At 53.9% G+C, this 24180-nt stretch carries 25 protein-coding genes; 12 read left to right on the forward strand and 13 right to left on the reverse strand.

Annotated features, from left to right (window positions below):
• Positions 1-95: 95 nt before the first annotated feature.
• The 5 genes from IEW06_RS09850 (at position 96) to IEW06_RS09870 (ending at position 5884) form a co-directional block, all read left to right on the forward strand.
• Positions 96-2006: an ABC transporter substrate-binding protein gene (locus tag IEW06_RS09850; RefSeq protein ID WP_188548192.1), complete on the forward strand. Its 1911-nt coding sequence runs from the start codon at positions 96-98 to the stop codon at positions 2004-2006.
• A 63-nt stretch (positions 2007-2069) separates the two neighbouring features.
• Complete coding sequence (gene hemL / locus IEW06_RS09855; protein WP_187732395.1) at positions 2070-3398, forward strand: glutamate-1-semialdehyde 2,1-aminomutase; 1329 nt, start codon at positions 2070-2072, stop codon at positions 3396-3398.
• 258 nt (positions 3399-3656) lie between these two features.
• Entirely contained in the window at positions 3657-4517 is an 861-nt protein-coding gene (locus tag IEW06_RS09860; RefSeq protein ID WP_187732396.1) for a hypothetical protein, read from the forward strand.
• An 81-nt stretch (positions 4518-4598) separates the two neighbouring features.
• Positions 4599-5135: a dCTP deaminase gene (gene dcd, locus IEW06_RS09865; RefSeq protein WP_187732397.1), complete on the forward strand. Its 537-nt coding sequence runs from the start codon at positions 4599-4601 to the stop codon at positions 5133-5135.
• A gap of 215 nt (positions 5136-5350) precedes the next feature.
• Positions 5351-5884 (forward strand): DUF4890 domain-containing protein, encoded by a 534-nt coding sequence (locus IEW06_RS09870; protein WP_187732398.1) that lies wholly within the window; start codon positions 5351-5353, stop codon positions 5882-5884.
• A gap of 74 nt (positions 5885-5958) precedes the next feature.
• Here IEW06_RS09870 and gldC read toward each other — a convergent pair whose 3' ends face one another.
• The gene (gene gldC, locus IEW06_RS09875) at positions 5959-6297 is read right to left on the reverse strand and encodes a gliding motility protein GldC (RefSeq protein ID WP_187732399.1); all 339 of its coding nucleotides are present in this window, start codon (positions 6295-6297) and stop codon (positions 5959-5961) included.
• A gap of 107 nt (positions 6298-6404) precedes the next feature.
• Positions 6405-7529, reverse strand: a complete 1125-nt coding sequence (dnaN, locus tag IEW06_RS09880; RefSeq protein ID WP_133273287.1) for a DNA polymerase III subunit beta — start codon at positions 7527-7529, stop codon at positions 6405-6407.
• Between the two features lie 339 nt (positions 7530-7868).
• Between dnaN and IEW06_RS09885 the strand changes: the two genes are divergently transcribed.
• Positions 7869-8594, forward strand: a complete 726-nt coding sequence (locus IEW06_RS09885) for a hypothetical protein (RefSeq protein ID WP_187732400.1) — start codon at positions 7869-7871, stop codon at positions 8592-8594.
• A gap of 2 nt (positions 8595-8596) precedes the next feature.
• On the opposite strand, the gene gldG is transcribed toward IEW06_RS09885, so the two are convergent.
• The 4 genes from gldG to IEW06_RS09905 form a co-directional block, all read right to left on the reverse strand.
• The gene (gene gldG / locus IEW06_RS09890; protein WP_188548193.1) at positions 8597-10294 is read right to left on the reverse strand and encodes a gliding motility-associated ABC transporter substrate-binding protein GldG; all 1698 of its coding nucleotides are present in this window, start codon (positions 10292-10294) and stop codon (positions 8597-8599) included.
• Positions 10295-10347: 53 nt separating this feature from the next.
• Positions 10348-11073 (reverse strand): gliding motility-associated ABC transporter permease subunit GldF, encoded by a 726-nt coding sequence (gene gldF / locus IEW06_RS09895; protein ID WP_188548194.1) that lies wholly within the window; start codon positions 11071-11073, stop codon positions 10348-10350.
• A gap of 131 nt (positions 11074-11204) precedes the next feature.
• Complete coding sequence (gene gldA, locus IEW06_RS09900) at positions 11205-12113, reverse strand: gliding motility-associated ABC transporter ATP-binding subunit GldA (protein WP_187732401.1); 909 nt, start codon at positions 12111-12113, stop codon at positions 11205-11207.
• 108 nt (positions 12114-12221) lie between these two features.
• Entirely contained in the window at positions 12222-12917 is a 696-nt protein-coding gene (locus IEW06_RS09905; protein ID WP_187732402.1) for an SDR family oxidoreductase, read from the reverse strand.
• A gap of 87 nt (positions 12918-13004) precedes the next feature.
• Here IEW06_RS09905 and IEW06_RS09910 point away from each other — a divergent pair, with 87 nt between their 5' ends.
• A complete protein-coding gene (locus IEW06_RS09910) occupies positions 13005-13718 on the forward strand; it encodes a GIN domain-containing protein (RefSeq protein WP_187732403.1) in 714 nt (237 codons plus the stop codon).
• Positions 13719-13740: 22 nt separating this feature from the next.
• On the opposite strand, the gene IEW06_RS09915 is transcribed toward IEW06_RS09910, so the two are convergent.
• Positions 13741-14454 carry an SDR family oxidoreductase gene (locus tag IEW06_RS09915; protein WP_188548195.1) on the reverse strand — a complete coding sequence of 238 codons (714 nt, stop codon included), beginning with the start codon at positions 14452-14454 and terminating at the stop codon, positions 13741-13743.
• A 116-nt stretch (positions 14455-14570) separates the two neighbouring features.
• Here IEW06_RS09915 and IEW06_RS09920 point away from each other — a divergent pair, with 116 nt between their 5' ends.
• The gene (locus IEW06_RS09920) at positions 14571-15302 is read left to right on the forward strand and encodes an MlaE family ABC transporter permease (RefSeq protein ID WP_187311221.1); all 732 of its coding nucleotides are present in this window, start codon (positions 14571-14573) and stop codon (positions 15300-15302) included.
• An 89-nt stretch (positions 15303-15391) separates the two neighbouring features.
• On the forward strand, positions 15392-16201 hold the full coding sequence (locus tag IEW06_RS09925; RefSeq protein WP_187732404.1) for an ABC transporter ATP-binding protein: 810 nt from the start codon (positions 15392-15394) through the stop codon (positions 16199-16201).
• 70 nt (positions 16202-16271) lie between these two features.
• On the opposite strand, the gene IEW06_RS09930 is transcribed toward IEW06_RS09925, so the two are convergent.
• The 4 genes from IEW06_RS09930 to IEW06_RS09945 all read right to left on the reverse strand — a co-directional run bounded on the left by IEW06_RS09930 (position 16272) and on the right by IEW06_RS09945 (position 19451).
• The gene (locus IEW06_RS09930; RefSeq protein ID WP_187732405.1) at positions 16272-16808 is read right to left on the reverse strand and encodes a YfiT family bacillithiol transferase; all 537 of its coding nucleotides are present in this window, start codon (positions 16806-16808) and stop codon (positions 16272-16274) included.
• Between the two features lie 81 nt (positions 16809-16889).
• The gene (locus IEW06_RS09935) at positions 16890-17516 is read right to left on the reverse strand and encodes a bifunctional nuclease family protein (RefSeq protein WP_187732406.1); all 627 of its coding nucleotides are present in this window, start codon (positions 17514-17516) and stop codon (positions 16890-16892) included.
• Between the two features lie 118 nt (positions 17517-17634).
• The gene (locus IEW06_RS09940) at positions 17635-18612 is read right to left on the reverse strand and encodes an electron transfer flavoprotein subunit alpha/FixB family protein (RefSeq protein WP_187732407.1); all 978 of its coding nucleotides are present in this window, start codon (positions 18610-18612) and stop codon (positions 17635-17637) included.
• 101 nt (positions 18613-18713) lie between these two features.
• Positions 18714-19451 (reverse strand): electron transfer flavoprotein subunit beta/FixA family protein, encoded by a 738-nt coding sequence (locus IEW06_RS09945; RefSeq protein ID WP_187732408.1) that lies wholly within the window; start codon positions 19449-19451, stop codon positions 18714-18716.
• A 75-nt stretch (positions 19452-19526) separates the two neighbouring features.
• Between IEW06_RS09945 and IEW06_RS09950 the strand changes: the two genes are divergently transcribed.
• Positions 19527-19865, forward strand: a complete 339-nt coding sequence (locus IEW06_RS09950) for a tetratricopeptide repeat protein (RefSeq protein ID WP_187732409.1) — start codon at positions 19527-19529, stop codon at positions 19863-19865.
• 10 nt (positions 19866-19875) lie between these two features.
• Here the strand turns inward: IEW06_RS09950 and IEW06_RS09955 are convergent, their stop codons facing one another.
• Positions 19876-20781 (reverse strand): cobalamin B12-binding domain-containing protein, encoded by a 906-nt coding sequence (locus IEW06_RS09955; RefSeq protein WP_187732410.1) that lies wholly within the window; start codon positions 20779-20781, stop codon positions 19876-19878.
• Positions 20782-21348: 567 nt separating this feature from the next.
• On the opposite strand from IEW06_RS09955, the gene IEW06_RS09960 reads away from it, so the two are divergent.
• Positions 21349-22218, forward strand: coding sequence for a transporter (locus IEW06_RS09960; protein WP_187732411.1), 870 nt, complete (start codon positions 21349-21351; stop codon positions 22216-22218).
• Positions 22219-22302: 84 nt separating this feature from the next.
• On the opposite strand, the gene IEW06_RS09965 is transcribed toward IEW06_RS09960, so the two are convergent.
• The gene (locus IEW06_RS09965; RefSeq protein ID WP_187732412.1) at positions 22303-23649 is read right to left on the reverse strand and encodes a M20/M25/M40 family metallo-hydrolase; all 1347 of its coding nucleotides are present in this window, start codon (positions 23647-23649) and stop codon (positions 22303-22305) included.
• 88 nt (positions 23650-23737) lie between these two features.
• Here IEW06_RS09965 and IEW06_RS09970 point away from each other — a divergent pair, with 88 nt between their 5' ends.
• Positions 23738-24175 carry an META domain-containing protein gene (locus IEW06_RS09970; protein WP_187732413.1) on the forward strand — a complete coding sequence of 146 codons (438 nt, stop codon included), beginning with the start codon at positions 23738-23740 and terminating at the stop codon, positions 24173-24175.
• The last annotated feature ends 5 nt before the right edge of the window (positions 24176-24180 follow it).

The raw sequence follows: 24180 nt of genomic DNA on the forward strand, positions 1-24180 counted from the left end.
TCATCCCCGCCGATCCTGCGTACCTTTGTATGGCGCACGCAAGCATCGCTCACTGCCGCCTTTTCTCTCCCTCTTTATTCCATTGCCCCTCCTCTATGAGGCATCTGTACTCTCTTCGCTTCATTGCCTGCCTGTGTTGTTTTAGCTGGCTGACCGCAGTGCCCCTATTCGCCCAGACGACGACGGCAGCCCGGCCGGCCAGCAAACCAGCTAGTACGAAGCCAGCAACCACAAAAGCCCCCCAGCCCACCAGCACTGCCTCCACCAAGGCCATAACTACCACTAAACCAACGCCATCATCTGCGGCCCGCAAATTGCCCCCCACGGCCCCAAAGACGGCCACAGCCAAGCCCCGCCCCGCCTTACCTGCCAATCTCAACTCCTCCGATCAGAACACGCGCTACCAGAACGGCAAGGTGCTGCTCGATCAGGGCCGCTACGACCTGGCGATGCAGGAGCTGGCACCCCTTACGCCCCCAGCCGCCCGCTTTGAGCGTGGTGCTGAGGCTGCTTACTTGTATGCGGTAGCTGCCACCCGTGCTAAAAAGTGGGCGGAGGCGGAGCAAATGCTCAATTTGATTCGGGCCGAGTATAATAAGTGGGAGAATCTACCCGAAGCCATGTTCCTGCAAGCGCAGGTGTCGTTTGAGCAGGGCGAGCCCGACAATGCTTTGCAGGTGCTCGAACAGATTCCGAACAAGACGCTTGCCGCCGAGCAGGACGTCATAAAGGCTACCTATCTGGCTCGAATTCAGGACAAAGCGCTGTTTCAGAACCTATTGCAGCGCTATCCCAAAGATGCCGCCGTAGGTCGGGCTTATGCCGACAAGCTGATAGCCGGCGGTTGGTATACGGAGGCCGACAAGCCCGTTCTGGAGCAATTAATCAAGGATTTTTCCCTCGACCGGGCCCGTTACTCTGCTATTCCTCAGGCCCAAAAGAAGGCCATTTACCGAGTAGCAGTGCTGCTGCCCTTCGAGTTTAATGATCCAAGCTGGGAGAAAGTGCGTCGCAATCAGTTTGTTACGGACCTTTACGCAGGCTTGCTTCTCGCCCAGGATTCCTTGCAGCGCGAAGGCCGGCCCGTTCAGCTTTTTGCCTACGACACCGGCGCCGATACCATTCAACTCAAGCAGGTGCTGGCCTTGCCCGAGCTAGCCGGCATGGACATGATCATCGGACCGATATATAAGTCGGGCAGCAAGCTGCTGGCGCGCTATGCCCAACAGCGTCAGATTATTACCATCAATCCGCTTTCGCAGGATGGCAACCTGATCATCAGCAACAACTGGCATTATCTGTTTGAGCCCAGTATGGCGACCCAGGCTCAGGTAGCCGCTCAGTATGCCTTTCGCACCTTCAGCGGCCGCACGGCGGCTGTCCTGCACGAAGACACCAGCGACGATCTGGCCTTCGCTCAGGCTTATAAGACAGCTTATGAAGCGCTGGGGGGCAAAGTGCAGGTGCTACGGCGCCTTAACTCCAACCTGGAAGAGTCATTAGAGGCCGGCTTTACGGGCGTCGACCTCACTACTCTCGGTCATTTAGTTGTTGCCTCCGACAATCGGAAGGCCGGGGCGTATACCCTCAAGCATCTGCAAGCCCAGACTTCCCAACTACCGCTTATTACCTACGGCTCGTGGCTGGAAAATCCGTCGGTGAGCCCCAGCCGCCTCGATGCGCGCGACGTGTATCTGATTCATCGCAAGTACCTTGACCCGACTAGTTTTGGGGTGCGGCGCTTTCGCCAGCTGTATGTGCAGCGCCACAATTTGCCCCCCAGCGTGTTTGCCCACTCGGGGTTTGAGTTGCTGTATTACTTCGGTCATCAGCTACATCAGCATGGCCCTGCATTTCAACAAGGCTTGGCTACGTCAGGTCCGGTTTCGGGCCCGCTATTCCAGGGTATTGGCTACCCAAATGGTGCCCACGACAATCAATACGTACCGCTTATCAAGCTTGAGCGACTAGAGGTAGAAGTGCAGAACCCGGTAGGCGGCCGTTAAGCCCAGCACCTGTATTCGCCTCACTTTCACTAGACTTTTACGCCTGTTCTCTGTTTTATCTCTATGAATTCAACCTCCCTCTCTCCTGCTCCCGAGCTTACGCTTACCACTAGCGAAGCTCTTTTTTCACGCGCCAAGAACCATATTCCCGGCGGTGTTAATTCGCCGGTACGAGCCTTTCGGGCCGTAGGTGGTCATCCGGTATTTATGCAGTCGGCGCAGGGCGCCTGGCTTACAGATGTGGATGGCAACAAGTATCTAGATTTTATAAACTCCTGGGGGCCAATGATATTGGGCCATGCGCCACAAGTTGTAGTGGAGGCAGTTCAAAAAGCTATTCCCAGCTCGCTGTCGTTTGGCGCGCCTACGCAGCGTGAGGTGGAAATGGCCGAGCTGATTAAAGCCATGGTGCCCAGCATTGAAAAAGTGCGGCTGGTGAACTCGGGTACGGAGGCCACCATGTCGGCCATCCGCGTGGCGCGCGGCTACACAGGGCGCGACAAGATCATCAAGTTTGAGGGCTGCTACCACGGCCATGGCGATTCCTTCCTTATTGCGGCCGGCAGCGGTGCCCTCACCCTGGGCACACCCGATTCGCCGGGCGTAACCGCCGGCGTGGCCCGCGATACCATCACCGTTCCTTACAACGATACCGAGGCCGTCCGCCAGGCCATTGAGGCAAACGCGGGCCAGGTGGCGGCGCTTATTCTGGAGCCGGTGGTCGGCAATATGGGCTTGGTAGCACCGGCCGAAGGCTATCTGCAAGCCCTGCGCGACCTGTGCACTGAGCACGGCATCGTCCTGATTTTTGATGAAGTGATGACCGGCTTCCGCCTTGCCCGCGGCGGGGCGCAGGAGCTGTACGGCATCAAGCCTGACATGACGACGCTGGGCAAAATCATTGGCGGCGGCATGCCGGTTGGCGCTTACGGTGGCCGTCAGGATATTATGGATAATGTAGCGCCCGCTGGCAAAGTGTATCAGGCCGGCACGCTTTCTGGCAACCCCATTGCAACGGCTGCTGGTATTGCTCAGTTAACCTATCTGCAGCAAAACCCTGACCTGTATACCGAGCTCGACCGCATCACCGCCCGCCTTGCTGACGGCACCCGGCAGATTGCCGCCGACCTCGGCCTGAACTATACCGTCAACCGCGTTGGCTCTATGTTCAGCGTATTTTTTACAGACAAACCAGTTCACAATTTGGAGGACGCCAAAACCTCAGACACCGAGGCATTTGGTCGCTACTTCCAGGCAATGCTGCGGCGGGGCATCTACCTGGCGCCGGCCCAATACGAAGCGCTGTTTGTGAGCACTGCCATCACCGACGAGCTGGTTGATGTGTATCTCACAGCCTGTCAGGAGTCTATGCGGGAAGCACACGGCTTGTAAACGAACGATTTGTAAGACAAAAAAGCCCCCCAGAAAGGATCTGGGGGGCTTTTTTAGTAGCCAATGGTGCAGGTTGAGGTTATGGGAAGAACATTAAACATGACATCGGCTCCGGCTGCAACAGCCAGAGACGGTCCTAGGCCTCACTACATGCGCGGCTTATTCCGTTTGATCGAGCGCATTTTGCTCAAATATTGCCTTATTCTATCGTAGCCATGAGCTAGCAGTTACCTTTGCGGCCAAACTGTAGCTCCTCTTATGGCCCAACTTCGTCTCTTTTCTTCCTTATTTGTGTTGTGGTGCCTGCTCTTGCCTGCTTCCCAAATGGCACAAGCCCAGACGCCCGCGGAGGCCAATAAGCGCTTGTTCGACCGAAGCATTGATGAGCTAAACTTTCGTACCATGGAGACCGTGTACGACAAGTCGTTTACCCGGCGCAAGTTTCCGGTTACGCTCCGTACCTATCAGGCCCGACGCGAGTTTGACGACTTCAACAATAACGCTGACCTGAAGAAGCTGTTCCAAAACTACAACGACGTATCCGAGCGCTTTAAGAACCGTTTTGGCAAGGGTCGCCGCGACTTGGCCGAGTTTCAAAAGCAGCTCAACTCCGTCCTCATTGACAAGAACTTTGAGTTCTTTATCCGCGTGCTGCCCCGCGATGAGCGTGTAGCCCTCATCCGGTCTTTGCAGCGGATCATCAAACAATCTACTGCCCAATTTAACGCCTCCGAAGATCCGGCCCCGGAAGACCTGGCGGCTGACGGCGCGGCTGTGCCTCCCGCCGATGTTGATGCCGATCCGGAAGCGACAGCACCCGCTGAGCCGCTCGAAGACCCCGCCCCGCAGCCCGAAGCCGGAGTGCAGGAAACTGCTTCTGCTACGCACACCAATACTACCGATAGCCCCGCGCGCCACGATTGGGTTGATTACTTTACCCTGCTGCTGGCCGGCACGTCTACCCTGCTGCTGGTCTACCTTATCGTGAGTGTGCTGCCCGATCTTCGCGCCCGCCTCGACGGACTAGCCGACCAGATAGACCCACAGGCCCAGCGCCGCACACCGCGCCGTGATGCGATGGACCTACCCGAAGACCGCTACGAAGAGGAAGACAATTAACAGCTATGACGCTTTAAGCGGTGAGCGAATACCAGCCATCGAACTGCTTCTTAGCTGTTTATCCATTTTATTTCTTAAAACATGATTCTTACTGATCAGCAGATCCTGGCCGAAATAGAGCGGGGCAATATCGTCATTGAGCCCTATGATCGGGCTTGCTTAGGGACCAATTCGTACGACGTGCACCTGGGCCGCTACCTGGCCACGTACCGCGATGCTGTACTCGACGCTCGCGCTCACAATAAGATTGACGTGTTTGAAATGCCCGCTGAGGGCTTCGTGCTTCAGCCCGGCACTCTTTATCTGGGCGTAACGGAGGAGTACACGGAAAGCCACGCGCAGGTGCCGTTTCTGGAAGGCAAATCCAGCGTAGGCCGTCTGGGCATCGATATTCACGCCACTGCCGGCAAGGGCGACGTCGGCTTCTGCAACACCTGGACGCTTGAGATATCCGTGACCCAACAGGTGCGCGTTTATCCCGGCATGCCCATCGGTCAGCTTATCTATTTTGCAGTGCAGGGCGACGTGCAGACCTTCTACAATCGCAAAGCCAACGCCAAGTACAATGAGCGCACCGATAAGCCCGTTGAGTCGATGATGTGGAAAAACGAATGGTAAGAAAGGCTTGAAATACCCGGGCCAAACAAGTAGTTATACCGGTGCGCTTACTGTATAATGAAAATAAAAATTTGGCTAATAGCGCTGCTTCGCGCGGTAAGGGCTGAACCCACTGGCACAGTTTTTCGTTACTATCATACACAACCGTTGTCGTAAGCTTTATGCTGTTCCGACCGGTAATGATTGATTTAGGAGCTGATAAACGACTGACACTGATGAGAAAGAAACTTGCCACCGCTACCCTGGCTCTCACCGTTGCTCTCGGTGCGCAGGCTCAACAGAAGCCTGTCGCCGCTATGCCTCAGGACCAGACCCGCCCCACCCCACGACTGAACGCCGTGCAGGAGCGTGCCCAACGCCTCTCCGATCAGATGGCTAAGGAGTTGCGCCTTAATGGCTATCAGGCCACTAAGCTGCGCGCCATTAACGAAGATAAAGTTGCTAAGATGGCCGCCATCGAGCAGCAGCACGCCGGCAACCCCGCTCTTATTGAAGAAAAGTGCAAAGGGGTGTGCAAAGAGCGCGACAAAGAGTTAACCGCAGTTTTGTCTACCAACCAATACAGCGACTACTATAGCTCTCGTAGCTCTTTTTATAAGTATGATAAAGACTATGCGGCTACCGCTTCCGACTTCCTTTTCGTGAATTCGGTGAAGAACCCGCTACCAGCGAATAGTAAAGGTGCTACCATTGGCCCGGCCAAAACAACCACCCCTACTCGTTCTGCTTCAAGCTCGGGTAACAGGTAACACCCGGTTTCTACTATAAAAAAGCCCCCCAGAATCTTTCTGGGGGGCTTTTTTATGATATGTATGGAAGCAGCCTACTTGCTTTTGCTTTCCTCTTCCTCCAGATGCTGCATAAGCGTACGGCACAGCTCCTGCATTTTGGCGGCCATAACCTTGTCGTTGGTAGCTGTAGTAATGCTTTCGGCCATTGCCCCGATGGTATCCACATAGAAGCGCTTCATCTCATCAACGGGCATTTCCTTGGTCCAGAGGTCGATTTTCATCGTGCCCCGCTCGTCACGGTCCCAGAGAGCGATATTGATGGCTTTGGCGAAGTGAATATCGGGACCAGCATCGGTGGCCTGCCAGCTGATGGCTTCCGGCACTTTCTGATCGTCGAGGGCAATACTAAAGCGAATTTCAGATTTCTTCATTGCTTGAATTGCTAAATGGCCTTGAGTTAAATGGTTGATCGTTGCGGCCGTATTGGTGCCAGCAGAATGATCAGCCATTTAGCCCAAGGCCATTTAACCATTAAAATTTAAACGTAGTTGTTAAGCATTACCGGCATCACCAGCATCAGAATGCTTTCGTTGTCGTCGGCAGTGGTCGGCATGAGCAAGCCAGCGCGGTTAGGCGTGCTCAGTTCAAGGGTAATTTCTTCGGAATCAATATTGGAAAGCATTTCAGCCAGAAAACGGGCATTGAAGCCGATTTCCATATCCTCACCCTCATATTGACAAGCCAGGCGCTCGCTGGCTTCGTTGCTGAAGTCCAGATCCTCAGCCGAAACCGTTAGCTCGGAGCCAGCCAGACGCAACCGAACCTGGTGAGTCGTCTTGTTCGAGTAAATGGAAATACGTTTTACCGAATTCAGGAAATCGGCCCGGCTGATGATCAGGCGGTTTGGGTTGCTAACCGGAATTACGTTTTCGTAGTCAGGATAACGCTCATCAATCAGGCGGCATACGAGGCGCATCTGGTTGAAGCTGAAGAAGGCATTGGAGCTATTAAACTCCACTTTCACCGTGGTAGCCTCCGATGGCAAAGCGCTCTTAAGCAGGTTGAAAGCCTTACGCGGAATAATGAGGTTAGCTGACTGACCTGCGCCTACGTCCAAACGGCGGTAACGCAGCAGACGATGACCGTCCGTTGCTACAAACGTAGCCTGATTATCAGCCAACTGCACCAGAATACCGGTCATGGCTGGCCGCAGCTCGTCGGTGCTTACCGCGAAGATGGTTTTGTTGATAGCCCGTGCTAATGAGGACGATGGTATCTCAATCGGTGCTGAACCCTTCACCACCGGAACGCGCGGGAAATCGGTAGCATTCTCGCCGGCTAGCTTGTAGCGGCCGTTAGCCGAGCTGATTTCGATGGTGTACGTTTCCTCGTCCAGCGTAAACGTAACAGGCTGGTCGGGCAGATTTTTGAGCGTATCCAGCAGAATGCGGGCGGGGGCAGCAATGCGGCCTGTTTCGCGGGCTTCAACCGGCAGCTCGGTTATCATGCTGGTTTCCAGATCGGAAGCCGTAATGGTCAACTTGCCGTCCTCAATCTCGAAAAGAAAGTTCTCCAGAATAGGCACCACGGGGTTATTCGTGACTACGCCGTTAATGCTCTGGAGCTGCTTGAGCAAGGCAGAAGACGAGACAATGAATTTCATATAGTGGGGGTTCGGCCAGGGTTGGGATAAGGCGACAAAGATAGGTAGGAAGGCTGGGCTTTGAAAAGGAGAATGGCTGATGTTCTGCTAATGAAACATTCAATTGTAAGTATAACCAATCCTAACCCGTTACGACGAAAACAATCTTGCTCACCATGATCCGCAAACTGTTAGATGAATTTGAGTTAAGCTATGTGTTTATGAGAAGTTGAACAAAGCCAAATATATCGTGGCTAATACCAGTGCTAATAATTGTTTCGTTAGATGAAGAAAGAGCCTTACTAACTCGCGTTTCAATCAGATCATCTTTATTGCTACTGCGGCGTCCTTAGTCTCACAATGAACATCCTGCAACCTGTTGGTTCCCGAAGCTACATTCTGCCAGTTGCGATGTTGGCAATTATGCTATGCAATTGTGGCAGCCCACATAATGTTAGTGACAAGACCATGGACAACTTTATTATTAAGACATCTAGCAGGAAAATAAAGGAAAGATTTACAAGGGCTAAAGAAATTGCTGACAGCGTTGCTCGTATTGTAATCGCTCCTGAAAAGCTAGGAAACTTTTATTGCACATATCATTTCGAGTATTATGATGAACAGAGATACAGTAATGACTCTATCATTAGACCGCCTTTAAACTATCACATAAGCTACGTCTTGCTATATGAAGGAGATTCGATCGGATCAAGTGTAATTACAGTAGACAGCACATTTAAAGTCACTTACTGTCGTCTCGATGAGATGATTGGGCAGAAATATTTTCTTAATGATAAATTAGAAATCACGAAGACCAAGGCTTTAAGTATATCTAGTGCAAAGGGAATAGATGTGAACTCCACACACGCTCCAGCAGTGGCAGAGTTTAGATCTAACGCGGGAGACAGCTACAACAGGAACACGCAGACGCTAAGAAATTTAAAAACCTTAATCTATTTGCTTGATATAGAAAAGCGCAGATTCTATTGGGATATAGAAAATCACTGTGATGGTTGTACTGAGTTAAAGGTTGATGCTGAGACTGGCGAAGTATTCGATAAAAATAAAATAACCTTTATCTATTAAACTTAAAACCGAGCATACCGTCGTTTGCGGCGCCATGCCCGGAATAACCCAAAGCCCCCCAGCAACACCAGTGGCGCGCCGATATTGAGGATCTGCCAGCGACGGCGCTGCTCCGTTATTTTCACTTTATCAAGCGGCCGGAGCGTAATCTGCTTGCTGCGAACAGCAATGAGCCCGGTTTCATCGAGCATATAATCGACGGCGTTCAGAGCCAGTTCGCGGTTGGCAAACTCGGTGTTGGCCAGACGGTCGAAGCCGAGGCGGAAGGGCTGCCCGGTTTTGGGGTCCAGCTCGCTACGCACAAAGTCACCATCACCGATGATAAGTATTTTACCGGGGCGGGCATTGGCTGCCGTGGCCGGTTGAAACTGCGTGGTGCCGGGCTGAGCACGATTGGCAAATAAGGAGCGAAACTGGCCTTCGAGCAGATAACCAACTGGCTTGAAGCTTTCGCGGTAGAGCTTGGCATTGGGCTCCATGCGGGCATCGTTCAGATTGACAGGCACCGGCGAAGGCAACACACGAGTATAGCGCGAGGTGAACAGCAGCGGCGTTTTGCGAATACCCACGGCCTTTACCGTGTCAATGGTGCTCACAAACTTGGTGTAAACCGCGTCGAGGTTGCGGGTGATGGGGTGCGGGCTGAACTGATTGATGAGCGGATAAAACTGCCACGGCATCGGCTCCACGGTGGGCTGGTCTCCGGTGGTACCCGTCACGAGCGGGATTACGCCGGAGTTCAGATCGAGCACTAAATCAGGGTTAATGCGGGCGCCGTACTTGAAGAGCAGATCTTCTAAATTGAGTTGATACGGGAAAGCCAGCATGCCGCCGCGGGCTGCGCTGTCGAGATTGACGCGCATGGCATCCATGAAAAAGAGCGCTTTGCCGCCCTGGGTAATAAACTGGTCGAGCTTGAACTTCTCAATTTCAGTGTAGGCTTGCTCGGGCTTGGCCACGATGACCGCGTCGAGAGTGCGCAGGTTGGGCACGGCAGCCAGATTAACCCGGTACACATCGTAATACTCTTGCAATGAGCCGATCAGGTCGCCGGCTTGGGCGTTGGTCAGTTCTCCGTGTCCTTCCACCACGCCAATGATTTTGCGGCGACCAGGCGACAATTTGCGGATGTTGCTGGCCAGCTCGTATTCCAGGCCTTCGATACTCTGATTCAGGCGCACATCAGAAGACGCGGTTTGGTTGCCGCGTAATAGCAGCACGTGCTTCTCGCGCGGACCAACGGCCACGGTGGCCCAGGGAAAGATGGTTTTCTCGACTCGCTTACCGTTCTCACTAGATGCCAGATTGGTAGGGCGCAGGCCTTTCTTAATCAGCGTTTCATGGTACTCACTGCGTGCTTTCTCGGAGCTGGCGGCCGAAGGGTCGACGAACACGTAGCGCAAATTTGCCCCCCCAAATACCTGCATCTCGTTCAGGGTTTCGCGCACGGCCTGCTGGAGGCGGCGGAAAGCGGGCGGAAAGTCACCATCCAGGTACACCGTGACCGTAACTGGCTCCGGCAGATTTTGCAGCAGCTGCTTGGTGGCCGGCGACATGGTATAGCGCTTTTCCTCCGTCAGATCGAGGCGAAAAAAGAGCCGCTGTCCTATGAAATTGAAAAGTAAAATCAGTCCAATGATGAGCAGAAACCGGATCAGGTCGCGGCGCTTGCGGGAAGATTGAATGGGTGGTTCGGGCATGTTGTGCGAGGCTTCCATCTTAGCTTTCTGGAGGGGTCAAGATGTAAGCAGAGTTACCAATTGCGGCTTTGCAGCACTAGCCGGGTGGCTAAGAGCAGCACGGCCATCAGGCTAAAGAAATACGTCAGGTCGCGGGAGTCGATCAGACCTTTGCTAATGTCGCGGTAGTGGGCCGCGATGCCGAGCTGACTGATATAATAAGCCGGGCTTCCTTCAAAGACAGATGCCAGCGAATCGAACCCCGAATACACCAAAAAGCAGCCCACCACAGCCACCAAAAAGGCAATAATCTGGTCGCGGGTAATGGCGGAGGCGAACACACCCATGGCCACAAACACCCCGGCCAAAAGCGCCAGCCCCAGATACGAGCCGACTGTAGCTGCCGAATCTATGTTGCCTTCCGGATTGCCGAGCTTGTACACCGAATAGTAATACAGAAGCGTAGGCAACAATGCTAGCAGCGCCAGCAGCAGACAAGCCAGAAATTTGCCCCCCAGAATCTGACCATCGGTGAGCGGGCGGGTGAGCAGCAGCTCGATGGTGCCCGCCTTCTTTTCCTCGGCAAATGTGCGCATGGTGATGGCCGGAATCAGGAACAGAAAGATCCAGGGAGCAATATTGAACAGGGTTTGCAGGTCAGCGTAGCCGTAGTCCAGCACGCTGCTCTCCGGAAACACCCACACGAACAGCCCGGTAGCCACCAAGAAAACGCCTAGCACCACGTAGGCAACTGGCGAGCTTAGAAAGGCATTAAATTCTTTGCGAAGAATGGCAAACATTGGGGTCAATTAGTGAAAAAGGGCGGTCATGCAGAGGCGGAGCCGAAGCATCTCGCATGTTTAGCATGATTAATAATCCAGTATCAGCACGCGAGATGCTTCGCGTTGCTCTGCATGACCGCCTAATGATTTTATTTAGTCAGGTTCTGAAATACTTGCTCCAACGACTGCTCTTCTTGACGCAACCCCAGCAGTACCCAACCTTCCTGGGCCGCGAGGCGCGAAATTGCCCCCCGAACATCGGTCCCGGCGCTAGCCCGGATGTGGTACATATTCTGGGGGGCAATTTCGACGCTGGTAATGCCCGGCAACGCTCGCAAAGGAGCAGGGTCGATGGCTTGCTCAAATTCCGCCCGGATCAGCGTATCGCCAGCGGCGCGGGCCCCTAAGTCGCTCACCGAGCTATCGGCTACAAGCTGGCCCCTATTGATAATTACTACTCTCGTGCACAGAGCAGTTACCTCGGGCAGAATGTGAGTCGAGAAAATCACGGTTTTATCTTCGCCCAGCTCCCGGATAAGCGTACGAATCTCGCCAATCTGGTTGGGGTCAAGGCCGGTGGTGGGCTCATCGAGGATAAGTACGCCGGGGTCGTGAATCAGGGCTTGCGCCAACCCCACCCGCTGCCGGTAGCCTTTCGACAAGGCCCCGATCTGCTTGTTCTGCTCGCGGCCCAGTCCTACTCTATCCACCATTGCGGCCACGCGCTGGCGCCGCGCAGCACCTTTCAACCCGTGTACAGAGCCAATAAATTCGAGGTACTCATGCACGTACATATCCAGGTAAAGTGGGTTATGCTCAGGCAGATACCCCACCTGGCGGCGCACTTCCAGGGGCTCAGCCAGTACGTCGTGGCCGGCTACGCGCACCGTACCGGCACTGGGGGGCAAATAGCCGGTCGCAATCTTCATGGTCGTGGACTTGCCGGCCCCGTTTGGCCCTAGAAAGCCCAGAATCTCGCCTTTGCTCACCGAGAACGAAATATCATTCACGGCAGCTTGGCTCCCGAAATTTTTGGTCAGATGCTGTATTTCAACCATAGAATGTAGCGCGAAGCTCCAGCTCCGGACATCATTGCCGAGCCTAAAACGGAAGACAACGACAAGTGGGTACAAGGAAGCGCGAAGCTGGAGCTTCGCGCCACAAGTTTACTTTTTAGGCTGTAATGGTCGCATTTCCATGTCCACAATGTGGAAATTAAATGGCGTTTGCAGCGCATAAATGATGGTATCGGCAATATCCTGGGGCTGCATCATATGCTCATTGGCATCGGTGCCGGGGATATCGTCGAAGAAATTGGTTCGCACCGAGCCCGGATACAGGCAGGTGACTTTGATACCATCGTTGCGCACTTCCTTAAACAACGACTGCGAAAAGCCGCGCACAGCAAACTTGGATGCGCAGTAGCCCGCCATTTTTTCAATGCCCGTAGTTCCGGCAATAGATGAGATGTTCACGATATGGCCTATTTGCTGGCGCTTCATGGCAGGCAACACGGCCTGGCAGCAGTAAAAGGTACCGTGTACATTGGTATCAAACATCATATGCCAGTCATCAGCCGAGAAGCCATCTACCGGACCAGCAATGCCTAAGCCAGCATTGTTCACGAGCACATGCACCTCAGCGCCGAGTTGCTTGATTGTATTGGCAAACGCAACCTGCACACTGGCTTGCTTGCGCACATCGCACTCAAAAAAATGGAAGTGTTCGTGCTTCAGATCCTTCGGGCGGGTGCGCCCCCAGCCGGCTACAATAGCGCCCTTGGCCAGCAATGCCTGCGCTGTGGCCAGGCCAATGCCTTTGCTGACGCCCGTTAGAATAGCTACCTTGCCGGTCAGGTCCATAGTTTGGTGATGTTGCGAGTGAATAGTTGGTTGCAAGTTAGCTGCCCGCCGCGGCTTTTTCGCAGTTGGGTAAGTCTGCTGGTGCTGATGTCGTGGCTTTCGGGCTGCGCCAAGGATCACGAAGGCGATTGTTTTAAAAGCACGGGCAGCATCGTAACTGAACGCCGGGCGCTGCCACCCTTTCAGGACCTAGTCACCTACACCAACGTTGATGTGACGCTGGTGCAGGATACTACGCTGGCTGAACCTTACGCCGAGGTGCGCACCGGCAAAAATTTGCAGGAGGATATTGAGCTTCAGGTAGAAGATGGCCGGCTTACCGTTCGTAATACGAGCCGCTGCAACTGGGTGCGCCGCTACGACACGCCCCGCGAAGTAATCCTGCACGTAGCCAGTATCCACGACGTAGCCTTGCTGGGCGCTGGCAGCATCCGCACGGCCGGCAACTTCCGGGTCAGCACCGTTTTCTTTCACCTCGTAGGTGCCGGCGACTACGACCTCGACCTTACCAGCGACATTGTGTATCTGGATATGTACGAGTTAGGCGATGTGCGCCTGCGCGGTGCGGCCGATGAGCTAAGCCTGATTGTGGGCGGGCTTGGCTCGGTGCGAGCCACCGACTTACAAACCAAGCGCTGCTTTTTTGAGCTTACCCGCAGCAGCGACGGATCAGCTTACGTCAGGGCTTCCGACGTTGTGGGAGGCACCCATTCCGGCACCGGCACGCTTTACTATAGTGGCAATCCGGCTGCCACCGACATCCGGGTAACCGGCAAGGGCAAGGTAGTAGAGGTCAATTAACAATTGGCTTACCAGCCGCTGGCTAAATATCGCCTAGCTGCGGCCGAATCAACAGCTCCTCCACTACTGCCTGCGGCGACAAGGTGTAAGCTCCGAAAATGGCCTCAGCTACGTCTTCGGCCTTAATAAAGCGCTCGGGGGGCAAATCGGCGCCTTCCCAGCTAGCCGTAAGTGTAGCCCCCGGCAACACAGCCGTCACCCGGATACTCTGCTCTTTCAGCTCTTCGCGCAAGGCTTTCGTCAGGCCAAGCAAGGCAAACTTCGCTACGCTGTACGCGCCACCGCTGGGGTATGCCCGCAAACTGGCCACCGAGCACATCGTGAAAATATGCCCCCCACCGTGCGCTAACATGCTGGGCAGCAAGGCGCGGGTTACATCATAGGTGCTATACAGGTTCACCTCGATCATGTGGCGCAGCACCGATCCATCCTCGGTGTCATCTTGGAGGCGGCCGGGCGTAAAGGCTCCGATATTATTTACCAACACCTCAATTTTGCCCCCCAGAGCCAGCACGAAATCGGTGAAGCGGCGGGCTTCGTCGGGTTGGCTCAGGTCGGCGGAAAGCGTATAGAGCTCACTGCCCGGAATTGCCTGCTCTATATCAGTGGCGAGCGTAAGCAAATCGGCGGTAGAGCGGGCGCAGGTGACGACCGCAAAGCCAGCCTGCGCAAAGCGCATGACCACAGCCCGCCCAATTCCCTTCGTTCCTCCGGTAACAATGATATATTTTTTCATTCCTTTACTTGTTGAGTTCGTTTTTACGTAGGGTTACCAAACACGGGCCGAGCATCGCTGTGGCGTAGCTGTTTGCTCTGCAAGTTCCTGTATTTCTCCCTTCCTTCTTCCGCTTTATGGTCAAAAACTTCGGCGAGTTTCTGCTTTTCATTCAAAGTATGGTCACGCGGACCGAGCGCCTCAAAACGCTTTGGCAGCGCACCCTCGAAGAGTCCGTAATTATTGGCTTCGACTCGGTTTTCATTGTCGCTATTGTAAGTGCGTTTATTGGCGCTGTTACGTGCGTTCAAATTTCCTATAACCTGGTTAGCCCGCTCATTCCGAAATCGACCATCGGGTTTATGGTGCGCGAAATGACCATCCTGGAACTGGCGCCTACCATCACCAGCATTGTGCTGGCCGGTAAAGTTGGCTCCAGCATTGCGGGTGGCTTGGGCACGATGCGCATCACCGAGCAGGTAGCAGCCCTAGAGGTAATGGGCATCAACTCAGCTTCTTACTTAGTACTTCCCCGTATTGTGGCGGCCATTCTCATGTTCCCGCTGCTGGTTATTCTGGCTATGGCGCTTTCTATTTTGGGCGGATACCTAGCTGGTACGCTCACCGGCGCTATCTCAGCTCAGGAATATATCGAAGGTCTCCGCACCGATTTTATTCCTTACAACATCGCCTTCGCCTTGATCAAATCGGTTGTATTTGCCTTCCTAGTGTCGGCTATTTCATCGTACAAAGGCTACTTCACGACGGGCGGCGCACTGGAAGTAGGAGCAGCCAGCACTGGTGCCGTAAACAACTCAATTATTGCAATCCTGATAGCCGACTTCGTGTTAGCAGCGCTGCTTTTGTAAAGCAGTAGGTTGGGCATAGGCTGGCAACATAAAGCCCCTCTCCCGATTGCTCCGCTCTAACCTCTTCCCCTATTATCTGTTTTGAACTCATGATTGAAATTCATAACGTCCAGAAATCCTTTAATGGCAACCAAGTGCTGAAGGGTATCACCTGCACGTTTGAGACGGGCAAATGCAACCTGTTGCTGGGTGGCTCAGGTACTGGCAAAAGCGTGCTGCTACAATGTATTGTAGGTCTTATGCAGCCCGACATTGGCAGCATAACTTACGATGGCAGCGTGTTTACCAACAACAAGGTGCAGATCAGGCAGGAGATCCGGCGCAAGATCGGGATGCTGTTTCAGGGCTCGGCTTTGTTCGACTCCATGACGGTGTACGAAAACATCGAGTTTCCTCTCAAGATGCTGACGCCTGAGATGACCAGGGAAGAGCGCCGCGACCGGGTGGAGTTTTGCCTGAAGCGGGTAGGCCTTGAAAACGCGGGCAACAAAATGCCCGCCGAAATCAGCGGCGGCATGAAGAAACGTGTGGGTATTGCCCGCGCCATTGCACCCAACTGTACTTACCTCTTCTGCGACGAACCCAACTCCGGCCTCGATCCGCTCACCAGCCTCAAGATTGACGAGCTGATTCACGAAATCACCCACGAGTACAACATCACCACTGCCATCATCACCCACGATATGAACTCGGTGATTGAAATTGGCGACCACATCATCTTTTTGCATAAAGGCCAAAAGCTGTGGGATGGTACCAAGGAAGAAATCCTGAACGCTCAAGTACCTGAACTGAAAGAATTTATCTTCAGCAGCAGCTTGGTGCGAGCCGCCAAAAAAGTGGACGACGAATCGGAAGGAGGCCTTGCAGCCATTACAGAAGGCGAATCAACCAGCGCTTAACTCTGGGTTTCTCTTCCACAAAAAAAGCCCCCCAGACTATTCTCTGGGGGGCTTTTTTATTCAATCTGTGCTACGCATTCTGGTCACGCAGGCCTGTCAGGTGGGCCAAGTGGTGCTGGCCGTGCCAGGCATAGAGCGCCAAGGCTTGATCCAAGGTATAATCCCGATCGTTGCCGGGATGATAAAAAGTGTGCTGCCATTGCGCTTCCGTCAGGTGGTGAAGCAACACGGTCCAGCGGATATGTAAAGCCTCCAGCAGCGTCAAGGATACGGTGATAGGTGTTGCCTCTATATCGGGGAGTTCAGCCCAGGCATGCTCGTCGTAGGGCCGCACGGTGGGCCGTTCCTCGGTGAGAGCCAAGCGGAAACGCGTGTAGCTGTTGATGTGCGAATCGGCCAGATGGTGAATGACCTGGCGGCCCGTCCAGCCACCGGGCCTATACGGCTCTAAGAGCCGGACGCCGCCTATTTCGCGCGCCACAGTATTAAGCTGGACCGGCAGCTCAGCTATCTGCTGAATAAAAGTCGCGCGCTCAGGGGCGGAAAGCGGGCTCGCGGGCAGCGTCGGCTGACCGATTGGGTAGCGAAGATCAGGGCTGGGGGGCATTTTCAACTGGTTGAGTGGAAGGATAGGGCACAAAAAAAGCCTTCCATACAAGGAAGGCTTTCTTTCTAACATGACCAAAACTTAGCCGTTACGCTTATTAAGCTCATCGCGGATTTTGGCCGCTTTTTCGTAATCTTCTTTTTCGAGGGCCTGAGCCAGCATCTTGGTCAGCTCATCCAGCGACACCTGACCGCTCGGGTCGCGGGGGCTGGGCGCCGATGCCGGAGTGCCGCCATTGTCCTCGTCATCGTCGTCCTCGTCATCATCGTCCGAAGCATCTTCGGCGTTTTCATCAAGGTCGCTCAGGATGATACCAGCTTCGCTCAGCACGCTTTCCACGGTAAAGATCGGAACCCCGAACCGCAGGCCGATAGCAATGGCGTCACTGGGCCGCGCGTCTATTTCGAAGGTCGTGGCCCCATCGGAGCACACAATTTTGGAGTAGAATACGCCTTCCTTCAAATCCGAAATCATCACTTCGATGATGGCCACATGCACGTGCTCGGCAAACGACTTGAACAAGTCGTGCGTCAGCGGACGGTTGGGACTTATTTTTTCTATTTGAATAGCAATGCTCTGCGCCTCAAACATGCCAATGATGATAGGCAACCGACGGTTGCCCGTTTTTTCACCCAGAATAAGAGCGAAAGAACCCGATTGGGATTGGCTGGATGAGAGGCCGAGGATTTCGAGCTGAATTTTCTTCACAAGCGATTAAGCTGATTTTAGGTGTGTCGATTCGCGTTTATTAAACTAGTAATCAATAAGTTAATGCCATAAATAAAAACAAAAGCATCAACCTATCAAAACTCAATTTAGCAACGCATTAATTCAACTCTTTAACGGCCTGAGTTAATTTCGGTAGTACGTCGAATACGTCGCCAACGATGCCATAATCAGCCGCTTTAAAAAACGGAGCTTCTGGATCTTTGTTGATGACGACGATAACTTTCGACGAGTTTACGCCAGCCAAGTGCTGAATGGCGCCCGAAATACCGCAGGCAATATACAAGTTCGGCGACACCGTGATACCCGTCTGGCCAACGTGCTCGTGGTGAGGACGCCAATCGACGTCGGATACCGGCTTGGAGCAGGCAGTAGCTGCGCCCAGTGCTTTGGCTAAGTCTTCAATCAGATTCCAATTCTCTGGGCCTTTCATACCGCGGCCACCAGATACAACCTTATCAGCTTCGGGCAACAGAATACCACCAGCTTGCTCTTGCATGATCACCTGCTTTGGAGCATCGGCGAAGTCAGTGTCGGTGAGCTGGGCAGAGAACTGCTCCACAGTGGCGGTTTGGCCAGCATTGTGCAGAGGCTCCATCGAGTTTTTCTTGACCGCAATAATTTTTCGCTCGCCACTTAGAATAACGTCGGAGAAAGCCTTGCCGGAATACGCCCCGCGCTTCACTACAAATTGCCCCCCATCCATCTTGGGAAGCTCTACTACGTTGGTAGCCAAGCTGGCTTGCAGGCGCACCGATAAGCGCGAACCAACAGCCGCTCCAATGTTGGAGTTAGCCAGTACAATTATCTGCGCGCTTTCCTGCTGGGCTGCCGCAGCAATCAGCTTGGTGTAAGCGCCGTTTACGAAATCCTTGAGGCGGGAATCGTTATCGTATAATACTTTGCTGATGCCTTGCTCACCAAGGGTGGCAAGGTTGGTCTCGGTAGCCTCGCCCACGGCCACAGCCGTAGCCGTAGTGCCAAGCATTTGGGCTACCTGGCTTCCGTAGGAAGCTACTTCCAGCGAGGACTTTTTCACCTCACCGTTATCACACTCAACTACAATTAGAACAGACATTTATTTAGACATAAGAAGTGAAGTACAAGAAATGAGATGTTTACTAGAGAAGCTTGATATCAGCAGCATGTGCTTTGTGGTTCTCTAACCTCAATCCTGTATTAAATTACTTTGGCTTCGTTGCGCAGCAGTTTGATCAGGTCGCCGGCCGATTCGGCGGGAATAAGCTTAACACCCTGCTTCTTGGGGGGCAAAGCGAACTCGGTAACCTGGGTGCGGGCAGCTTCGCCGGTAGGCTCTACTACTTTCAAGGGCTTGGTCCGGGCCGTCATGATACCACGCATGTTAGGAATGCGGGGCTCGCACATGGGCTCCTGACACGAAACAACGAAAGGCGTAGCCACCTCCACTATTTCTTTGCCACCTTCAATCTCACGCTCCAGCGTGGCGGTGTTGCCTTCAACATCAAGCTTGATGGCCGGCGCTACGGTCGGAATGCCGAGCAGCTCGCCCACCATGCCATGCACTTGAAAGCCGTTGTAATCAATGCTTTCCTTACCCATCAAGATGATGTCATAGCCACCTTCTTTAACGGCAGCGGCAATTTGCTGAGCCACGAAAAAAGCGTCGGTGGGCTTGGCATTCACGCGGATAGCGTCGTCGGCACCAATGGCCAGGGCCTTACGGATATTGGGTTCCGTATCGGCTTCGCCTACGTTGAGCACCGTCACATTGCCGCCCAGCTTTTCCTTTAACTCAATGGCGCGGGTGAGGGCATATTCATCCCAAGGATTAATTACAAACTGCACCCCAGCCTTGTTGAGCTCCTTATTATCAGGAGTAAAGGCAATCTTGGTGGTCGTGTCGGGCACGTTGCTGATACAAACGAGAAACTTCATCGAAGGTGCTTATATGGACGAATAACTACGGGAAAGCCCCTAATTTCGGGCGAAGATACAGAAAACTCCTGCCCTATGGAAACCTCACCCAGCCGTTTACAGCAACTCTTGGCCTTCTACGCCGATGACCCCAACGACGCATTTACGATCTATGCGCTGGCCACCGAATATCGAGCAACAGAGCCACTGCTAGCTATGAAATATTATCAAACGCTGCTGGAAGAGCACCCCGACTACGTGGGGACTTACTACCATGCGGGCAAGCTGCTGGAGCAACTAGAAAAGCCCGAAGAGGCCGAAAAAGTTTACCGCCTAGGGTTGCAGGTGAGTCGTAAAGCTGGTCAGATGCACGCCGCTAGTGAGCTTCAACAGGCGCTGAATCAGCTACTGGGCCTAGATTACGAAGACGAGTAAAGCCATTAGCTTACTTATTTTGCACTAGCGCACGAGCCGCTTCCACGGCTACCCGGGCATTGGGCGCATAGGCATCAGCCCCGATTGTGCGCCACAACGTAGGATCGGCATTGAATGGCGCCCCTCCTACCATCACCGACACCTGGCTGGCGCCAATTGTATACTGTTTGGCGTTGATGAGCTGGCGCAGAATGTTCACATGGTGAGGCATGGAAGCGCCAAGCACGAGCAAATTGGCTTTAAACCCGACAACCGCCTTCCAGATATCATCGGTTGGGGTGTTGGCGCCTAAGAAGTAGGGCGTCCAGCCATCAAATTCCAGGAAGTCAGACACCATACGCACCGGCATACTGTGCAAATCGCTGGACACGGTAGTAGCCACGAAACGGAAGCCATTGGGAGCAGGTGCCTGCAAATATGGGTGGAGCATAGCCATGGCCAGCTCGGTGGCGGCGGTGCAATAGTGCTCTTGGGCAACAGTGATTTCGCCCCTGTGCCAACGCGAGCCCACTTCCCACTGCACAGGCATAAATACATGCTCGTAGATAAGGCGCACATCAATACCTTCTTTAGCTTCTTTTCGGAGTAAGCTGATAGCTTCGGCGCGCTGTCCAGCCAAGAGATTTGACAAGTACGCATCAGCAAGCGCTTTCAAAGGTGCCTCTTGGGAAGAATCAACTGGCGGGGAAGGCTCAGCTACTATCACTGGGTGCTCCAGCTCTTTAAAAGCTGCGCTCAGATAGCCCGCTGCGGCTATATACTCCGCGATGGGTAAGCGCTGGGCCAGAACCTGCTTGAGGGCCGTCAGCTGCTGAGTCAGCATCTGGTCGTGGGCCTCGTCGGCTGGATGGTGCCGGGAATGAAACAAATGCGCCTCAAATAAGCCGGCACTGTTCATCAAAATGGCGTTGGCCAAAGCATTAAGATGGCCTTGCATCTCTTGTTCGAGTGCTCGGCGGCTTTCTTCACTTCCCCCACAGTAGTCTACGTCCGGCGACAACTGACAATAAAGTACTGCAGCCTCCTCAGTTATGCTCTCGGCCTGTTGATAAATGGTTTCGGCCGTACGTTGCTGTTTTACATTCATTGCTACTTTCCCATTGCTGCCATCATAACACTACCGCGCAGTTTATCTTCTCAACCGCTATATACTTCTAATAGAATCTATTGTGTAGGGAAAGGGCACTAAAGCTACTTCGTGCTTTTACTGTGAACTAGGCTGGCTGGTTTCACTTATTGCGTTTTCATTCGTCATTTAATGACGAGCTTGTGTTTCGTATAAAATTCAGCGCCTCAACATCATTTAGTAGAGAATAAAGCGAGCTCAGCTTTTCACAAAATAGCGTTTATCTCACTGGGGGGCTTTTTTATTCCCTTATTACCGCCAACCATTGTAGAGCTAGCATCTTTGTCCAAACGGTAACGGCGGTATCGTCCGTTCGTGGCGCTGAACTTTCTCTGGTAGTCTCGTGTCAGAGGGGGCATGCGTAAAACCGCTTTTTTGTTTGCTGGGGGGCTTTTTGTGGCTGCTCCAGCCAGTCTGCTTGCCCAGACCACCGACCCTACCCTCAATGCTGATGCGCCCTTTGTGCGCAACATCCGCCCTGATCGGCCCGGCCGCACCATTACAACCAGTATGGTGCCCTTGGGCCAAGTTCAGGTAGATGCGGGCACCAACCGCTTTGAGCCGGCCGACGCCACAGGTTTCGGCTCGACTCGCACTTTGTCTGGCGCCACCCTGCGCATTGGACTACCCAGCCACATTGAGCTGCGCTTGACGCAAGGCTACCTCCATCCTACCGACAAGCGCGCCGTCACGCCCGCAATGGCTGCAGCAGTCGATTCTGAGGCACCCGTTCCTTCTACCGCTTTGCCCGGTGGTTTCGCGCCCCTAACCGTTGGGGCCAAGTTTTTGGCATCAACGGTACCTAATGCCCGCTCCCAAGTGGTGCTATTGGGCGAGGTAACACTACGCAATGGCGACGCCTCTTTCCCAAACAAAGTGCTGGAGCCCGGCGCGCGCTTACTAATCTCGCAACAGTTAGGACAGCGCTATGGGCTGGAAGCAAACTTCGGCTTTCGTCAGCGTGGCTTCCGCGCCGCCGACACCAAGCTAGGCACCTATCTCGGCACGCTGGCGCTGAATGGACCGCTGGGGGGCAATTTTGGCTTTTTCGCCGAAACGTATACCACATGGCAGCGCGAATCGAAGCTGGCGCCCGGTGCTACGGCCGGAATTTATTGGCGGCCGCTGCCTAACCTCCACTTCGACCTGAATGCCGGCCAAGGCTTCACCTCCGAAGCCGAAGGCTTATCCGTGGGAGCTGGCTTTAGCGTGCGCCTTCCTAAGTAATAACTTACTATTCGTTTAAAACGAGACGGCCGCCCCGATACTTACTTAGTGTCGGGGCGGCCGCTTTTACTCTACTTCGAAGCGCTACGGGCGCTGACCTACGCTGGCGGGCTCAATGCGGGTAGGCGTTTGGTCGCCGGCTATAATGCCGGTAGCACTACGCGCAATGGCCGTAATAATAGCCGTCATGTTGGTCATATTCAGGCTTTCCACTTCGTCGTCTACCGTGTGGTAAAGCTTATCCGTCGGAATCTGGTCGCTGCTGATGGTGTGGGCCGGCACGCCCAGACGGGCCAGGGTGGCATTATCGGAGCGGTAAAACAGGTTTTGCTCGGGATACGGATCGGGCTCGAAGCGGAAGGGTGTGCCTTCCAGCTTTTGCTGGAGCAGCTTGCCAAAGTCGGAGCGCTCGTAGCCGGTGATAAAGGCGGTCTGGGGGCCAAATTTGGCTTCCTTCCCGATCATCTCGATGTTGAACATGGCCACCACCTTCTGCGGATCAATCTGCTGAGAAAAATACTTCGAGCCGAAGCCCCCGATTTCCTCCGCCGTGAACGCCACGAATACCAGCGTCCGCTGATTCTTCTTTTTCTTCTTGCCGACCTCCAGCTTGTTCTTTTTAAAATACTCCGCCAGAGCTACCACGGCCGTTGTGCCGCTGGCATCATCATCGGCCCCGTTGGCAATGGAGTCGCCGGCCGTGGGGGGCAAAATTCCGATATGGTCATAATGAGCCGAAAACACTACCATTTCGGCTGCACGGGCTTTGTCCTTGGCCTGTCCGGGCAGGACTCCTACCACATTGCGCAGCTCTACCGTTTTGATGGTGGTGGTGGCCGTAGCAGCAAATTTGACGGGCGCCGCCGGAGCAGCCGCCAACACAAATACGCTGGCAAATGGCTTCGGCTGTTCGCCCTGCATACTGCTATGGCTCAGGTAGTCAGCCAGCTGCTTGAAACGCGGCGCATGGATTGGATCCACGAGAACCAGCGTGTTGGCAGTCGGTTGCAGCAAAGCGCCCATTTGCTGCCGCACGTTGTCCTGGGGGCCAATAACGACCACACGCGGCGGCGTGGCATCCTCGCTGGTCCAGCTGAGGGAAGGCAGCCCCGATATGGGCAGCACGTTTTCGGTCGCTACTGCCAAGCCGTCGAGCGTTACGCTGCCCGCAGTCGTACGTACTTCGTACGCCGGAAATACCTGCTCGTATGTGGTTAAGCCCGGCATTTTTTCCAGCCCAATCCGGTCAAACTCGGCGGCCAGAAACTTAGCGGCCTGCAAGCCACCCGGCTTACCGGCTGCCCGGCCCTTCATGTCATCAGCCGCCAACGTGCGGATAACACGCTCAACGTTTGCCTGCTTAATATTTTTCTGTGCTTCAGCTAGCTGGCTTATACAAGCCAATCCAATGATCAGGACAAGTTTTTTCATGGCTCAAGGTAGGAATTTTGCCTCACGACAAAACCAATTATCACGGTTCACCTATCTTCTGCCAGGCTTTTCACTTATCGTTGTTCCTATGCCGCTCCGCCCGCCCCTGATTTTGCTACTATTTCTGCTTTTCAGTGCCTGCACAACCGTACGAGAAACCCCTCCCGATGCCAGCCTGCGCAATACACGCTGGGTGCTCCGAACCCTGGCTGCCACCCCCATCAACACACTGGAGAGCAGTCAGGAAATCTACCTACAACTTAACGCTACTACCAATCAGCTGGATGGCTACGCGGGCTGCAACCGGTACTTCGGCCGCTTCGAGCAGCCCACGGCTACCACGCTGCGCCTCCTGAATATTGGCTCTACTAGGATGTTCTGCGAAGCCCGCCAACAGTTGGAAACCAACTATTTGAAAGCGCTTCAAGACGCTTCACGCTTTGAAATACAAGGCAACACCTTACGGTTGTACGCCGAAAAAAGCGACGAGCCGCTGGCAGTGTTTGAGGCCGTTTATTTAAAATAGGCTCA

Source organism: Hymenobacter qilianensis, from assembly GCF_014638675.1.
Lineage (GTDB): Bacteria > Bacteroidota > Bacteroidia > Cytophagales > Hymenobacteraceae > Hymenobacter > Hymenobacter qilianensis.